The organism is Rouxiella badensis (assembly GCF_026967515.2).
In the GTDB taxonomy this organism is placed as follows: domain Bacteria; phylum Pseudomonadota; class Gammaproteobacteria; order Enterobacterales; family Enterobacteriaceae; genus Rouxiella; species Rouxiella badensis.
The window spans coordinates 3,038,416-3,052,310 of the sequence record NZ_CP114062.1 but is presented as its reverse complement, the minus strand read 5'-3'; the positions used below and the strand labels follow the sequence as shown (position 1 = coordinate 3,052,310).

The 13,895-nt window shown below is 53.4% G+C and carries 14 protein-coding genes and 1 other RNA gene; 6 read left to right on the top strand and 9 right to left on the bottom strand.

The features are described 5' to 3' along the window. The first annotated feature begins 242 nt into the window (after positions 1 to 242). The gene (locus O1V65_RS14150; protein WP_026110583.1) at positions 243 to 812 is read left to right on the top strand and encodes a YbaY family lipoprotein; all 570 of its coding nucleotides are present in this window, start codon (positions 243 to 245) and stop codon (positions 810 to 812) included. Between the two features lie 33 nt (positions 813 to 845). Here the strand turns inward: O1V65_RS14150 and O1V65_RS14145 are convergent, their stop codons facing one another. Next, complete coding sequence (locus O1V65_RS14145; RefSeq protein WP_017492275.1) at positions 846 to 1,154, bottom strand: MGMT family protein; 309 nt, start codon at positions 1,152 to 1,154, stop codon at positions 846 to 848. Positions 1,155 to 1,297: 143 nt separating this feature from the next. Between O1V65_RS14145 and ffs the strand changes: the two genes are divergently transcribed. Continuing rightward, an RNA gene (gene ffs / locus O1V65_RS14140) (signal recognition particle sRNA small type) lies at positions 1,298 to 1,394 on the top strand. 46 nt (positions 1,395 to 1,440) lie between these two features. On the opposite strand, the gene O1V65_RS14135 is transcribed toward ffs, so the two are convergent. Then, positions 1,441 to 2,790, bottom strand: a complete 1,350-nt coding sequence (locus O1V65_RS14135; protein ID WP_269129821.1) for an NCS2 family permease — start codon at positions 2,788 to 2,790, stop codon at positions 1,441 to 1,443. A 64-nt stretch (positions 2,791 to 2,854) separates the two neighbouring features. Further along, positions 2,855 to 4,642, bottom strand: a complete 1,788-nt coding sequence (locus tag O1V65_RS14130) for an adenine deaminase (RefSeq protein WP_165429737.1) — start codon at positions 4,640 to 4,642, stop codon at positions 2,855 to 2,857. Between the two features lie 143 nt (positions 4,643 to 4,785). Between O1V65_RS14130 and O1V65_RS14125 the strand changes: the two genes are divergently transcribed. After that, the gene (locus O1V65_RS14125) at positions 4,786 to 5,712 is read left to right on the top strand and encodes a LysR family transcriptional regulator (RefSeq protein WP_017492278.1); all 927 of its coding nucleotides are present in this window, start codon (positions 4,786 to 4,788) and stop codon (positions 5,710 to 5,712) included. A 178-nt stretch (positions 5,713 to 5,890) separates the two neighbouring features. Here the strand turns inward: O1V65_RS14125 and O1V65_RS14120 are convergent, their stop codons facing one another. The 3 genes from O1V65_RS14120 to O1V65_RS14110 all read right to left on the bottom strand — a co-directional run bounded on the left by O1V65_RS14120 (position 5,891) and on the right by O1V65_RS14110 (position 7,061). Further along, on the bottom strand, positions 5,891 to 6,094 hold the full coding sequence (locus O1V65_RS14120; RefSeq protein WP_026110585.1) for an HHA domain-containing protein: 204 nt from the start codon (positions 6,092 to 6,094) through the stop codon (positions 5,891 to 5,893). A 44-nt stretch (positions 6,095 to 6,138) separates the two neighbouring features. Continuing rightward, positions 6,139 to 6,507, bottom strand: a complete 369-nt coding sequence (gene tomB, locus O1V65_RS14115) for an Hha toxicity modulator TomB (protein ID WP_017492280.1) — start codon at positions 6,505 to 6,507, stop codon at positions 6,139 to 6,141. Positions 6,508 to 6,707: 200 nt separating this feature from the next. Continuing rightward, positions 6,708 to 7,061, bottom strand: coding sequence for a hypothetical protein (locus O1V65_RS14110; RefSeq protein WP_017492281.1), 354 nt, complete (start codon positions 7,059 to 7,061; stop codon positions 6,708 to 6,710). Positions 7,062 to 7,490: 429 nt separating this feature from the next. On the opposite strand from O1V65_RS14110, the gene O1V65_RS14105 reads away from it, so the two are divergent. The 3 genes from O1V65_RS14105 to O1V65_RS14095 are packed head-to-tail and all read left to right on the top strand — an operon-like array spanning position 7,491 to position 9,997. Continuing rightward, entirely contained in the window at positions 7,491 to 8,228 is a 738-nt protein-coding gene (locus O1V65_RS14105; protein ID WP_017492282.1) for a metal ABC transporter ATP-binding protein, read from the top strand. Next, positions 8,225 to 9,082: a metal ABC transporter permease gene (locus O1V65_RS14100; protein WP_017492283.1), complete on the top strand. Its 858-nt coding sequence runs from the start codon at positions 8,225 to 8,227 to the stop codon at positions 9,080 to 9,082. Before O1V65_RS14105 ends, O1V65_RS14100 begins: the two co-directional genes overlap by 4 nt. 36 nt (positions 9,083 to 9,118) lie before the next feature. Next, entirely contained in the window at positions 9,119 to 9,997 is an 879-nt protein-coding gene (locus O1V65_RS14095) for a metal ABC transporter substrate-binding protein (RefSeq protein WP_017492284.1), read from the top strand. A gap of 132 nt (positions 9,998 to 10,129) precedes the next feature. Here the strand turns inward: O1V65_RS14095 and ykgO are convergent, their stop codons facing one another. From ykgO to acrB, 3 genes are all read right to left on the bottom strand, one after another. Further along, a complete protein-coding gene (gene ykgO / locus O1V65_RS14090; protein WP_009639085.1) occupies positions 10,130 to 10,270 on the bottom strand; it encodes a type B 50S ribosomal protein L36 in 141 nt (46 codons plus the stop codon). A 20-nt stretch (positions 10,271 to 10,290) separates the two neighbouring features. Continuing rightward, entirely contained in the window at positions 10,291 to 10,545 is a 255-nt protein-coding gene (locus O1V65_RS14085; protein ID WP_009639086.1) for a type B 50S ribosomal protein L31, read from the bottom strand. 183 nt (positions 10,546 to 10,728) lie between these two features. Next, a complete protein-coding gene (gene acrB / locus O1V65_RS14080; protein WP_017492286.1) occupies positions 10,729 to 13,878 on the bottom strand; it encodes a multidrug efflux RND transporter permease subunit AcrB in 3,150 nt (1,049 codons plus the stop codon). Positions 13,879 to 13,895 lie beyond the last annotated feature (17 nt).

The following is a 13,895-nucleotide window of genomic DNA, read 5'->3' as shown; positions in this document are numbered from 1 at the left end:
GTTCTCATAAATCCATGTAAAAAGAGGACGAAATCCATTCTACTATGCTGTCTCAACAGGATTTATAGACTTTATGATAGTGGATACTTTTTATCAGCAGAAGAGGGCTTTGTACCTGCGGTAGGAATAATTCGGATTTATGTGCCATAGTTATTTATACGAGTGGTTAAATTAACTATTCCAATCAAATCGGCATGTAGAAAACCGGTGCCGTGCAGATGACTATAAAGGAGTGATCAATTATGAAACTTTGGCAGATAGTAGGTGGGACCGCACTGTCTTTTGCTCTGGCAGGTTGTGCTACACATCAGCAGATGCCACCACCCGATTCACCCAATTCGACTGCTAGCCCATCAATGAGGCCAGCGATTACCGGACCGAACGTCTCCGGTGTAGTGAATATCTCTCAACGTGTCGCTCTGCCGCCTGATGCAGTATTAACCGTGACGCTGTCAGATGCGTCAATGGCGGACGCACCTTCTCGCGTCATCGCGCAGAAAGTCGCGCGTACAGAAGGCAAACAGGCGCCATTCAGCTTTATCTTGCCGTATAACCCGCAGGATATTAAACCGAATGCGCGTATCATCCTGAGTGCGGCAGTATCCGAAAACGGTCGCCTGATGTTCATTACTCAGGACATCAAAGAAGTGATTAATAACGCGATGGGTACGCGTGCGGACCTGCAGTTGGTGCCAGTCACATCGGTTCCGGTTGCGACCAAGCCAACCGGCCTTGGCCCTATGGGTAACCCATATTCCGCAGGCGCTGATGCACCGGTTCCCCCTCCGGCCTCTAGCCAGCCAGCCTATTAATCTGCTCACTTCCCCTGCATGCAGGGGAAGTTTTTAAAGCTTCCATCCGTACTTCAGTAAATCAATTTTGCCTTTCTGAAAGATAATCCCCTCGGCCAACAGTGCCTGGCGCTGTCTTTTAAAATCTTCGCCCTGAAGAGAAATCTCACCGTGACGATTGACCACCCGATACCATGGCAGAGTGCTGCCTTCCGGCAGTTTCTTGAGCACGCCGCCTACCTGTCTCGCCGCACGCGGAGAGCCTGCGAGCTTCGCGACGTCGCCGTAGGTCGTGACCTGACCTTCCGGAATGGCCGCAAGAATCTGAAATACCCGTTGGCGAAAATTGTCCACTTCTGACATGCCGATCACCTTTCTTAAAATTATTCGCCGTTGATTGTATAAGAAAACAACGGTTGTCGGCAGTTAACTTGCTTTTGTTATGGTCATCCCTGATAATGCCCACCGCTTCGCAGTACTGAAGCCGTCAACGTCAATGGGGGCCCTGTTGGTTCTCCCGCAACGCTAACTTGTTAACCAGGTCAGGTCCGGAAGGAAGCAGCCATAGCAGGTGTCGTGTGTGCCGGGATGTAGCTGGCAGGGCCTCCACCATTTCAGCCCTACCGCTTTGCTCATTCTCCCAAAATTCTCAGTGATGCGTCAGCGTCGCAAAGTAGTACACCAGCGGAATTGCCAGCACGTACAGACCGATCGGCACTTCGCGCGCCTTGCCTGCCACCACCTTAATGGCCACGTAAAACAGCAGACCCGCCGCAATCCCCGTTCCGAAACTGTTCGAAATCAGCGTCGCCATCACCATCATTAATACCGGCAGACCCTCGGTGAAATTGGCCAGATCCACCTTGCGCAGCCCGCTGAACATATTCAGGCCGATAAGGATGAGAGCCGGCGAGGTCGCCTCTTTAGGGATCATCAACGCCACCGGCGTCAACAGCAGCGTCAGCAGGAACATCAACGCCGCCGCCAATGCGGTCAGACCCGTTTTGCCTCCTGCCTCAGCGGCGGCGGCCGACTCAATTAGCGCCGTTGCCGCAGGAATGCCGAAAATAGGACCGAGCGCGGCGGCAATGGAGTCGACCACGAACGGGCGGTTGATATTGTTCATGTTGCCCTTTTCGTCGAGCAGTCCTGCCTCGCCACCCACCGCCAGCGTGGTGCCCATGGTCGAGAAAAACTCCGAAGCGAAGAAGATAAACAGGAAGGGCAGGAAGGCAATATTCAATGCTCCAAACAGGTCAATCTTGCCCAGCAAGGGGCCAACGGAGTGCGGGAGCGCTATCCATTCGCCTGGAAGATGAGTGATGCCAAAGGGAATACCGGCCAGCGTCGCCAGCAGGATAGCCCACAGAAGCGCCCCCGGCACGCGGCGCGCCTGTAGCCCAATGGCGACCATTAATCCCAGCAGCGCAATCAGCGCACCCGGTGCCGTAAAATCGCCGAGGCCAAGGGCGTGCGTTTTGGCATTGGCTATCACCAGCCCGGCATTACGAAAGCCTAGCAGCGCCACAAAGATGCCGATGGAGGCGGTCAGACCCAGCTTGATCGACTGGGGCACCGAGCGCGTCACTACCTCGCGCAGCCCGAGTACGGTGAGCACAAAGAACAGAATACCCGACCAGCAGGCTATTCCCAGGCCTATCGGCCAGCTGATACCGTCACCCGCCAGCGTGATGCCAACCAGCACCGAGCCGCCTATACCCGGCCCAACCATAAACGGTAGATTGGCATAGAAGGCCATCAGCAGGCTGCCGACGACCAGGATAATAATGGTGCCAGTGAGCGCTGCGCCTTTGTCGATCCCCCCGACAGAGAGCAAGCCGGGGATCACCACCAGAAGATAGGCAGCGGCCAGAAAACCGGTGACCCCGGCCAGACACTCGGTTTTAACCGTGGTCTGACGGTGATTAAGTTTAAAGCGCCTCTGCAACCAGCTGCCTTCGGCCTGCGGTGAGGTACTTTTAACGGAGGTGTCTGCCATGCTGTGTTCCCCTGAAAAATAAAATATTTATGATTATCAAAAGATTATTTCTGCTTTTGCGCGTTTACTCAATTTCCCACGCGGCGACCAGTGGGTTGATAATTTGCCGGGTACCGCCGTCGGTCAGCCCTAAATCGGTCAGATGTGGACCCGCGTTACAGGCCAGACAGGTCCCCTCAATCGCCTTGAAGACGCGGTAAGGCGGCTCCCAGTCGGCAATCTGTGCGCTAAGCTCTCGCAGGTTTTTAAACTGCGCCGCCAGTTCGCTGGCCGGTAAATCCGAGAGCATGCCGGCAATCGGCATCTCGACGCTGGCCAGCAGTTCGGCGTTCTGCGCCAACGCCATGCCGCCGCCGCAGGCAATCAGATGATTGGCTGCACGCACCATATCGGCCGGGTTTCGCCCAAGCACCACTAAATTATGTGAATCGTGGGAATAGGTGGTAGCAATCGCGCCGCGTAGCTCTCCCCAGCCTTCAAGCAGCGCCATCTGTGGTTTTGCCGGAGATTTGCCGTGGCGATGCTGCACCCAGATCAGACTAAATCCGGCAGGCAGTTGAGCAATGCCGTCGCGTACCTCCACCGTGGTCTCATTCCATTGAGTGAAGCGCGCACCTTTGATATGGCGTAGAGTGGCCTTGCCGTTTTTAATGCCCGGAATGCGTAACTGGAAATCCGTGGCCTGTAGCGCGTTGAGGTGAACGGTGGCGCGAGGCGGTTGCATCGCGCTGGGTGGCGCGCTTTCTTCACGCAGCATGTGGCCTGCCTCGGCGACGCATTCTCCGTTAACAAATACGCGAGCAGGGCGGATATGCTGTAGTGAATCGAAGGTGAAGAAGTCAGCGGTTCTGCCTGCGGCAATCAGCCCCAGGTCGTCACGCTTGAGGCGCAGCGCGGCATTGAAGGACGCCATCCGCAGCACGTCTTCGGCACGCAGCCCGCAGTCGATCAATGTATTGACCAACGCAATCATCCCACCTCTTTCCATCAGAAAATCAGGGGGCACGTCGTCGGTGCACAGGGTAATTTGCGACGACAGGTGCGGCAGAGCGTTGAGTGCGGCAACAATATCAGGCAGCAGGTAAGGGTGCGACCCACGGATTTGCAAATTAAGACCCGCGCGGAGTTTTTCCAGCGCGTCTTCGGCCGAGGTCAGTTCATGGTCAGAGCCAACGCCCGCCGCCAGATAGGCCTGTAGCGTTTTTCCCTTGAGTCCGCGGGCGTGGCCTTCAATCAGTTTGCCACTTTGCAGACCGGCCTGGAGGATTTCGAGCATCCGTTCGCTGCCGTTAATCACTCCGTGCATGTCCATCATCTCGGCGACACCTGCTACTTCCGGCCAGTCGAGCATGGTCTGCATCTCAGCCCCTCTGAAATCGGCCCCCGAGGTTTCAAGACCCGGCGTAGAAGGGACGCTTGAAGGCGCAGCGCAGATAACGCGCAGGGACAGCCCCCTGCTCGACTCGACGGCGTAACGCACACCCGCGACGCCGAGTACGTTGGCAAGCTCGTGCGGGTCCCAGTAAATCGTTGTAGTGCCTTGAGCGACCACAATCTGCGCGTAGCGGTCTGCGGAAAGGTGCGAGCTTTCGACGTGAACGTGGGTATCAATCAGGCCTGGCGAAAGATAGGCACCGGCTAAATCCAGCGTTTCAACCGCCTCAAATGCGTCACTGCATGGATGAACGCTGGCAATCATCGAGCCAGTCAGGCCAATATCGACGAGGCGGATTTCACCGGTCACCATATCCAGCAGATTGGCATTTTTTAGCAGCTTGTCGAAGGGCGTTTTTCCCATAGCGGCCTGAACCGCGCGTCGCCGCAGAGGGAGGGCTGAACTGTCTGTGGTCATGATTAACTATCGTCTTTAAAAAGGGGAATGGCTTACTGTAGGCAGGGCGGCGGGCATTTGACAGATGATTTATTTTATCACTGGATAAGATGGGGTTATGCTGGATAACACTTTATTAAGCATCATTGAATCAACGGGGCATTATGTCTGAACCCTGGCGCAGGCTCCCTGCGTTATCGCTTAAACAGATCCAGTATTTCGTGACGCTGGCCGAGCTGCGCAGCTTCACTGGCACAGCGCATCGACTGGCTATCAGTCAGCCTGCGTTGAGTAGCGCACTGCGCCAGATAGAGTCGGTATTGGGGGGCAAACTGGTGAACCGCACCGCGCAGTCGGTCACGCTGACCGAGCAGGGGTTGGCCATTCTGCCCTATGCCGAAAGAATGCTAAACATCGCGCACAACACCTTTGACGATATGCAGCAGATCATGGCGCAGGGCGGCGACGGCACGCTGCGCATCGGGCTGATTCCGTCGGTCAGTACGCTGCTGTTTCCTGCGGTTCCCGAGTTGCTCGCCACGCGATTTCCGTCGATGCGCGTCGAGTTTCATGACTTGACCAACGATCGTCTGCTGATTGAGCTGGAGAAAGGGGCGATCGATTTTGGACTGGGTTCTCTCGACAGCTCGGTACCGCCGCAAATCGAATCGTATCCGCTGCTCGAAGACCCTTTTGTGGTGGTGATGCGCAAGGACGACCCGCTGGCAGATGCGCACCATCTGCCCTGGCGTCATCTTTCGCGGCGGCCAATAGCCATGTTCCAGAAAGGGAACGGTAGCCGTCTGGTTAATTCTTTAATTGAGAGCCATCGCTTAAGTTTGGATATCGCCTATCGGGTCGATTTTCAGGAAACGCTCTATGGGCTGGTGCGTTCAAGGCTGGCGTTGGCTATTCTTCCCGAATTATATACGTCGACGCTTAATGACGATGAATTAACCATTGTGCATCTACAACAGCCAGAATTAACGCGAACGGTTGCGATGTTGCGCACGCCTTCGCCATTTCGTTCGCCGCAGACTGAACAATGTTTTCAATATTTGCTGCAGGCGTTTCGTGACAGAGTGAAATAAACCCGCTGCGTTAGTGAGGGGAAATGAAGATTAAGGATGGTTTCAATAAACGGAACTCATTAGGAGGATAAATGTATTATCCCTTCGACGGTGAGTCATTAATGACGGGAATGGGCAGAGTGACAGACGCGCATTGAGCCGATACGAATATCGGCTCAATGAGGTCATGAGCAAGTCGTTAGCGTACGAATTTCCAGACGGAGGTTGGGATTTTATCGTACAGCTTATTCATCGTCAGCTCGGCGAGACGGTGATCGGCCGCAGAGTAAAACAGCTCCAACTCATCATTAGAGAGTTCGTACTTATTCTTCTCAATAACACGTTCAAGTGTATCAATAGTGGTGCATTTTCTTAAACGCATCAAATAGTCGATTTTGTTCATCATGGCCTTTTCAACTGTAGCTAATTTCTTTATTAAATTATCTTTTATGTTTTCATCAGGGTACAGACATAATCCCCTGAGAACATTCTGAATAGTCGTTTCTTGGTTTTTTGCCATTGACGTAAATCAGAATCGTTTATTCCATAATTGCTGAACAAGGTGTAGGTATCGTCGAGATACTCTTCCACCAGGTCGCTGAGGTTTGTTTCATCCGGGTATTTTATTTTAAAGCTCATGACGAAAGAAGCAATATGCTCAATCAGGTCATTCAACTGCAGATTGACTGCTGAAGTTGGATCATTGACCCAGCCGTGATGGCTGTCTCCCAGGGTTGCAATTCCTTCGTCGTACAAACTTTCGTTGAGGAACCGCAGTTGCGCAATATCATGTCGCTTAGGCGAGTACTCATCCATATCATCCCCTCCGTAATGGTTATTCGGTGTGATAACACTCTGTGAGTAAACAAAATCTGTAAATAAACAACAAAATCCGTGCTAAACCAGGGACTGCTAAGTAAAAACGTTATTACCCTATTAAATTTAAACGACCATTTTCAATCTGTAATTTAAATATAATCCAATTTCTGAAACTTGCGTAAACCTATTACGGAAACTTACAATTCATTCTCTGTCGTGGCCGAATCAAAATCTATTATATCAAACTCCAATCCTTCGGGTTTAACAAGAAATGATACGGACTCTTTAGCGTCTTCCGCTGAGTTGAGATCAAGGCAACCATTGAAGATGGTCCAGTCATAAGTGTAAGTCATTGAATAAGATTGATTATTTCTGTGCTCAATGGATTTTATGACCAGCGAGCCGGGTGTGTACCGAGCATTAGGGGAATAATAACCTAAACCCGCAGTTAATGCGTCTTCAATCACTTCGATATTAGATTCTATTATCTGCTTTAGTTCCGTAATGCCGGGTTTTTTTCCCTGAGTATCGCAAGGGATCAATTTTTTCATAGATGCTTTCTATTTTCATAAGAGCTATTGGCAACAAAAGCCTTCAGGATTAATTATTGCATATTTTTTAGTTAATGTGCGAAATGAGAGCAAAATAATTGCCGTACGGAAAATTTACTAACATAATGATTTAAAAGTATTTTCATGTGTTTTTAATATTTAATTACGCTTTCCTGACGGAGGATGATGACAGCAATGTTGCAAATTGGGAGCCAGATCAATGAGCGAAGTTTACTCAACGTGTTTATGAATGATTACAACCTGCTACCTTGAAAAATCGTTCAAAATGTGGTGTTATATTATAACATCTCTAGAGCAATCCATTATGACTAAGACGCTATTTACCCTTTCTGCTTTCTCCCGCTGTGCTATTGCTTTAATTTTATTAGCAATTTTGTGGTCAGGGATCTACTGGGCCATCTCGTTACCATGATTAACATTTCAAAGCTTGAAGTGGGCTATGAACGCCGTCCGGTTGCCATGCCGTTGAGCGGACGCATCGTCGCAGGCTCATTGACGGCGGTTATCGGCGCCAACGGCGCGGGTAAGTCGACCTTCCTGAAGACCCTCGCAGGTTTGCAACCGGCCATTTCTGGTTCAATCGAATTCAGCGGCTCCTCTTCGAAAAACAAACGTCCGCAGCTGGCTTATCTCCCTCAGCAGGCCGAGCTGGACCGACAGTTCCCTATCAGCGTGTTTGACCTGGTGGCAATGGGATGCTGGCCGCAGAGTGGTCTGTTTGGTGGCATCAGCCGTGAGTCTGAGCGTCAGGTACTTGATGCGCTGCAAACCGTAGGGATGAGCGAGATGCGCAACTTTGCGGTCGGCGAGCTCTCCGGCGGTCAGCTACAAAGAACGCTGTTCGCGCGACTGCTGATTCAGCAAGCGCCGCTCATCATGCTCGATGAGCCTTTCACCGGTATCGACAGCCAGACCACCGAACTGCTTTTAAAAGTGATCCGCCAGTGGCATGAGCAGGGGAAAACGGTGATCGCCGTTCTGCACGACATTGCCATGGTGGCGCGTCATTTCCCTCAGGTCCTGTTCCTGAGCCAACAGCAAAATATTTGGGGAACGGCCGACGAAGTTCTGTGCCATTTTCCCCATCGCGATCATGCCTGCATCCTGGCCGACGAGTTCAGCGAGCAGCGGAGAGTCATCTCATGATGTTATTCCACCTGTTAGTCGACCCCTTTGTTCAATTTGGATTTATGCGCCGTGCGCTGATTGCCTGCCTCGCGTTGTCCATTAGCGCGACGCCGCTGGGCGTTTTCCTGCTGTTACGCCGCATGAGTCTGGTCGGCGACGCACTCAGCCACGCGGTGCTGCCCGGTGCCGCTATTGGCTATCTGATTTCCGGTATGTCGCTGGTGGCAATGGGCGTCGGCGGCTTTATTGCCGGTCTGGCGGTCGCCATGCTTTCCGGCGTCGTCAGCCGCCGCACCCAGCTTAAAGAAGACGCTAGCTTTGCCGGCTTCTATCTTGGTTCTCTGGCGCTCGGCGTCACGCTGGTTTCCCTTAAAGGTTCCAGCGTAGACCTGCTCCACGTGCTATTTGGCTCAATACTCGCCATCGATTCTCACGCCCTGCTGATGGTCGGTTCTATTAGCAGCGTGTCGATGATCATCCTCGCCTGCATTTATCGTGCGTTGGTGATTGAGTCCTTTGATGCGCTATTCCTACGCGTCAGTTCGGGCAAGTGGCTGGCGGTTATCCAAGGTATATTTTTGGCCTTGGTGGTGGTGAATCTGGTCGCCGGTTTCCAAATTCTCGGAACCCTGATGTCGGTAGGCCTGATGATGCTTCCCGCCGCCAGTGCCCGTTTCTGGGGGCGTGATTTACCGCACACCCTGCTGATCGCCATGCTGATTGGCATGCTGTCGAGCGTTATCGGGCTCATCTGGTCCTACTACGCCTCGCTGCCTGCTGGCCCAGCCATCGTGCTCAGCGCCAACGTCATTTTCTTTATCTCGGTTCTGTTTGGAACGCGTGGTGGGATGTTGACTGCCTCGCGACGTTAGTCGTGAAAATAAAGAAGTACTTATAAAGGAGTGGAAATGAAACTTTTACCTGTTGCTCTGTCAGTAGCTGCCCTGCTGTCGAGCCCACTGGCGATGGCCAAGACGGTTAATGCCGTCGCCAGTTTCTCAATCCTTGGGGATATCGTGAAGGAAGTGGGTGGAGACCACGTTAAGGTCACCAGCCTGGTCGGCCCAAACGGCGATCCGCACAGCTTTGAACCTGCGCCGAGAGACAGCAAGTCGCTGGCCGCGTCTGACGTCGTCTTTGTCAGTGGATTGGGCATGGAAGGCTGGATGGATCGCCTGATCACTGCCTCCGGCTATCACGGCAAGGTCGTTGTCGCCTCGCAGGGCGTAGACTCGCGCCAGATGGACGAAGAGGGCAAGACAGTGACCGATCCGCACGCCTGGAACAGCATGGCGAACGGCGTCATTTATGCCACTAACGTGATGAACGCGCTGATTGCCGCCGACCCTGAAGACGCCGACTACTATCGCCAGCACGGCGGTGCGTACATCGAGCAGCTCAAGAAGCTGGATGCCTGGGCCAAGCAAGAGTTCAGCGGTATTCCGGTCGCGAAACGTAAGGTGCTCACCAGTCACGATGCCTTTGGTTATTTCGGCAAAGAGTACAACGTGACCTTCCTGGCACCGGTCGGCTTCTCGACGGAGTCGGAAGCTAGCGCCAGCGGCGTTGCCTCACTTATCAAGCAGATTAAAGACGAGAAGGTGAAAACCTACTTCATCGAGAATCAGACCGATCCGCGTCTGGTGAAACAGATTGCTGCGGCCACGGGTGCACAGCCTGGCGGCGAGCTTTATCCTGAATCACTTTCTGGCCCGCAAGGCCCGGCAACAACCTATGAGAAAGCCTTCACCCACAACGTGGAAGCGATTGTAGGCAGCATGAAATAAATCCGTTACCTCCCCGCTGGCAATGGCCAACGGGGAGGTAATTCTCCCCTTCTTTATGACGTAACAAAGCCCCGTCGGGCAAGCGACGGGGCTTTTTTTATGGCTGGCTAAGCTTTCATTCCACGCTGAGGATCAGCGTTTCTTCTTCCCGCCCTGTACGGCTTTAAAACGCGGGTTACTTTTACAAATCACGTACAGTCTGCCCTTGCGTTTCACGATGCGGCAGTCAGGGTGCCTGTTTTTTGCTGATTTTAACGAACTCAATACCTGCATTTATCCCTCCAAAAACAAACTTATTTTTTTCCGAGGAAGCTGCCGAAACGCTGCTGGAAGCGCGCGGTGCTGCCTTCTTTCGAGAACTCTTTCTGCTTGCCGGTGTAATACGGATGGGAAGCAGAGGAGATGTCCAGCGTCACGTACGGGAAGGTTTTGCCCTCCAGTTCAATGGTGCGGTCGGTCTTTATGGTGGAGCCGACGTGGAAATACTCATCAACGCTGGTGTCATGAAAAACCACGGTGCGATAAGCAGGATGAATGTTCTCTCTCATAATAAATCCTAAAATGTAATGTTATACTATAACAATTATTATGCGCGTATTAACCCGTCGCTTCAAGCCTCATTTTTAAGTTTTTTTATCGGAGTAGGGGGCAACCTGCTAACCGGGCAGGGAATTCAGGCCATAAAAAAGGCCGCTTACGCGGCCTTTGCAGGACTAACTTGTCTGTCTTGATTAATGATGTGGGGTCTCAACCTTAGGGTTGTGCTCCATATCTTCATTCTTCTTACCAAAGCGGCGGCGAACCACCACGAAGAACACTGGCACGAAGAAGATAGCCAGCAGCGTCGCGGTAATCATCCCGCCCATTACGCCGGTACCGACCGCGTTCTGTGCGCCAGAACCCGCGCCGGTGCTGATAACCAGCGGCATAACGCCGAGGATAAAGGCTAGCGAGGTCATGAGGATAGGGCGCAGACGCATACGTACCGCCTCTAGCGTCGCCTCAATCAGTCCTTTACCTTCTTTATCCATCAGGTCCTTGGCGAACTCGACAATCAAAATGGCGTTCTTCGCCGACAGCCCGATGGTCGTTAATAGCCCGACCTGGAAGTAAACGTCGTTGCTCAGACCGCGTATCGACGCGGCAATCAGCGCACCCACGACCCCAAGCGGCACCACCAGCATGACCGAGAACGGAATCGACCAGCTCTCATACAGCGCGGCCAGACAAAGGAATACCACGATCAGCGAGATGGCGTACAGCGACGGCGCCTGGTTGCCCGAGAGACGTTCCTGATACGACATACCGGTCCAGTCATAGCCGATGCCGGTTGGCAGTTTGGACGCCAGAGACTCCATCATTGCCATCGCTTCACCGCTACTCTTGCCCGGAACAGGCTGGCCCAGAATTTCCATCGAAGGCAGGCCGTTATAGCGCTCAAGACGCGGTGAACCGTATTCCCATTTGGCGGTTGAAAAGGCCGAGAAGGGCACCATCTGACCCGAACTGCCGCGAACGTACCAGTTCTGGATGTCTTTAGGCAGCATGCGGAACTTGGCATCACCCTGAACATAAACCTTCTTCACGCGGCCACGGTCAACGAAGTCATTGACATAGCTGCCGCCCAGAGAGGCCCCGAGGGTGGTGTTAATGTCCGAGAGGGACACGCCCAGCGCCACGGCTTTTTCCTGGTCGATTTCCAGCTTGTACTGCGGCGTATCTTCCAGTCCGTTAGGACGCACACCGGCCAGCAAATCAGGATGCTGTGCCACCATGCCCAACAGCTGGTTACGCGCCTGCGTCAGCTTGTCGTGGCCGAGGTTGGCCTGGTCAATCAGCTCGAAGTCAAAGCCGGTCGCCGTACCCAGTTCAACGATCGCGGGCAGGTTGAAGGCAAAGACCATCGCATCTTTGATTTTGCTGAACTCGCCCATTGCGCGACCGGTAATGGCGGCAACCTTGTTCTCTTCACCGCTGCGCTGCGACCAGTCTTTTAAGCTCACGAACGCGATACCGGTGTTCTGGCCGCGACCCGCAAAGCCGAAGCCGTTAACGGTAAACACCGAGTTCACGTTGGCTTTTTCTTTGGTCAGGTAGTAATGAGTGACCTCATCCAGCACTTTCTGAGTACGTTCCTGCGTTGCACCGGCCGGCAGCTGCGCCATGGTCAGGAACACGCCCTGATCTTCTTCCGGCAGGAAGGAGGTTGGCAGGCGAACAAACAGGAACGCCATGCCCACGACGATCAGCAGATAAATGACCAGATAACGCCCCGTACTGCGCAGGATGTTGCCTATGCTGTCGGTGTAGTGGTGCGTGCTCTGCTCAAACTTCTTGTTGAACCAGCCGAAGAAGCCTTTGGTTTTGCCGTGGTCGCCCTTGGCAATCGGTTTGAGCATGGTGGCGCAAAGCGCCGGAGTCAGAATCAAGGCAACCAGCACCGACAGCACCATCGCGGAAACGATAGTAATCGAGAACTGGCGGTAGATAACCCCGGTCGACCCGCCGAAGAATGCCATCGGAATAAAGACCGCCGAGAGCACCATCGCGATGCCGACCAACGCGCCCTGAATCTGGCCCATCGATTTGCGCGTCGCCTCTTTCGGCGGCAACCCCTCTTCGGCCATGACGCGTTCGACGTTCTCGACCACCACAATGGCGTCATCCACCAACAGGCCGATGGCAAGTACCATCCCGAACATTGTCAGAGTGTTTATCGAGTAACCGAAGGCGGCGATAATGGCAAAGGTGCCGAGCAAGACCACCGGTACCGCTATCGTCGGGATGAGCGTAGCGCGGAAGTTTTGCAGGAACAGATACATTACCAGGAACACCAGCACGATGGCCTCAACCAGCGTTTTCACCACTTCCTGAATCGAGATTTTGACGAAAGGCGTGGTGTCATACGGATAGACCACCTTCAGTCCGTTCGGGAAGAACGGCTGCAGCTTGGCCAGCTCCGCTTTTACGGCGGTCGAGGTGTCGAGGGCGTTGGCGTTGGTCGCCAGTTTAATCCCCAGACCTGCGGCAGGCTGTCCGTTAAAGCGGGCAATCACGTCGTAGCTTTCGCCACCGAGCTTGATGTCCGCCACGTCGCGCAGGCGAACCTGCGAGCCGTCTGGATTAACCTTCAGCAGAATCTTGCCGAATTCGTCGGCCGATTTAAGGCGGGTTTGCGCCACAATAGACGAGTTGAGCTGCTGGCCCGGTACCGGAGGCGTTCCGCCCAACTGACCTGCGGCCACCTGGTTGTTCTGCACGGTAATCGCGCTGATAACGTCAACCGGCGTCAGCTGATAGTTATTTAGCTTGTTCGGATCCATCCAGATACGCATCGCATACTGCGCACCAAACAGCTGCACATCCCCTACACCCGACACGCGGCTGATAGGATCCTTGACGTTTGATGCCACATAGTCGGCGATATCCTCCTGGGTCATGCTGCCATCAGAAACAAAGCCTGCCACCATCAGGAAGCTGCTGCTCGATTTCTGAACGCTTATCCCCTGCTGCTGAACTTCTTGCGGCAGCAAAGGCATCGCCAGCTGCAGTTTGTTCTGCACCTGAACCTGTGCGATGTCTGCGTCGGAACCTGAAGCAAAGGTCAGCGTTATCTGAACCGCACCAGAGGAGTCACTGGTAGATGACATATACATCAGGTTATCGATACCGTTCATGTTCTGTTCGATAACCTGGGTGACAGTATCCTGCACCGTTTGTGCGTCGGCACCAGGATAGGTCGCCGTCAGCTCAATGGCCGGCGGCGCTACGGTCGGATATTGTGCGATAGGAAGTTTGAGGATCGAAAGTCCCCCCGCCAGCATAATAATGATGGCGATAACCCACGCAAATATCGGGCGATCAATAAAGAAATTAGCCATGAATTACCGGCTCCTTT

Excerpts from the sequence above, each read along its gene's own strand:
- acrB (WP_017492286.1), bottom strand. The coding sequence starts at position 13,878 with ATGGCTAATTTCTTTATTGATCGCCCGATATTTGCGTGGGTTATCGCC.
- O1V65_RS14145 (WP_017492275.1), bottom strand. The coding sequence starts at position 1,154 with ATGTCAGAAGTGGACAATTTTCGCCAACGGGTATTTCAGATTCTTGCG.
- O1V65_RS14085 (WP_009639086.1), bottom strand. The coding sequence starts at position 10,545 with ATGAGAGAGAACATTCATCCTGCTTATCGCACCGTGGTTTTTCATGAC.
- O1V65_RS14105 (WP_017492282.1), top strand. The coding sequence starts at position 7,491 with ATGATTAACATTTCAAAGCTTGAAGTGGGCTATGAACGCCGTCCGGTT.
- O1V65_RS14150 (WP_026110583.1), top strand. The coding sequence starts at position 243 with ATGAAACTTTGGCAGATAGTAGGTGGGACCGCACTGTCTTTTGCTCTG.
- O1V65_RS14100 (WP_017492283.1), top strand. The coding sequence starts at position 8,225 with ATGATGTTATTCCACCTGTTAGTCGACCCCTTTGTTCAATTTGGATTT.
- tomB (WP_017492280.1), bottom strand. The coding sequence starts at position 6,507 with ATGGATGAGTACTCGCCTAAGCGACATGATATTGCGCAACTGCGGTTC.
- O1V65_RS14120 (WP_026110585.1), bottom strand. The coding sequence starts at position 6,094 with ATGAACAAAATCGACTATTTGATGCGTTTAAGAAAATGCACCACTATT.
- O1V65_RS14110 (WP_017492281.1), bottom strand. The coding sequence starts at position 7,061 with ATGAAAAAATTGATCCCTTGCGATACTCAGGGAAAAAAACCCGGCATT.
- O1V65_RS14125 (WP_017492278.1), top strand. The coding sequence starts at position 4,786 with ATGTCTGAACCCTGGCGCAGGCTCCCTGCGTTATCGCTTAAACAGATC.
- O1V65_RS14130 (WP_165429737.1), bottom strand. The coding sequence starts at position 4,642 with ATGACCACAGACAGTTCAGCCCTCCCTCTGCGGCGACGCGCGGTTCAG.
- ykgO (WP_009639085.1), bottom strand. The coding sequence starts at position 10,270 with ATGCAGGTATTGAGTTCGTTAAAATCAGCAAAAAACAGGCACCCTGAC.
- O1V65_RS14095 (WP_017492284.1), top strand. The coding sequence starts at position 9,119 with ATGAAACTTTTACCTGTTGCTCTGTCAGTAGCTGCCCTGCTGTCGAGC.
- O1V65_RS14135 (WP_269129821.1), bottom strand. The coding sequence starts at position 2,790 with ATGGCAGACACCTCCGTTAAAAGTACCTCACCGCAGGCCGAAGGCAGC.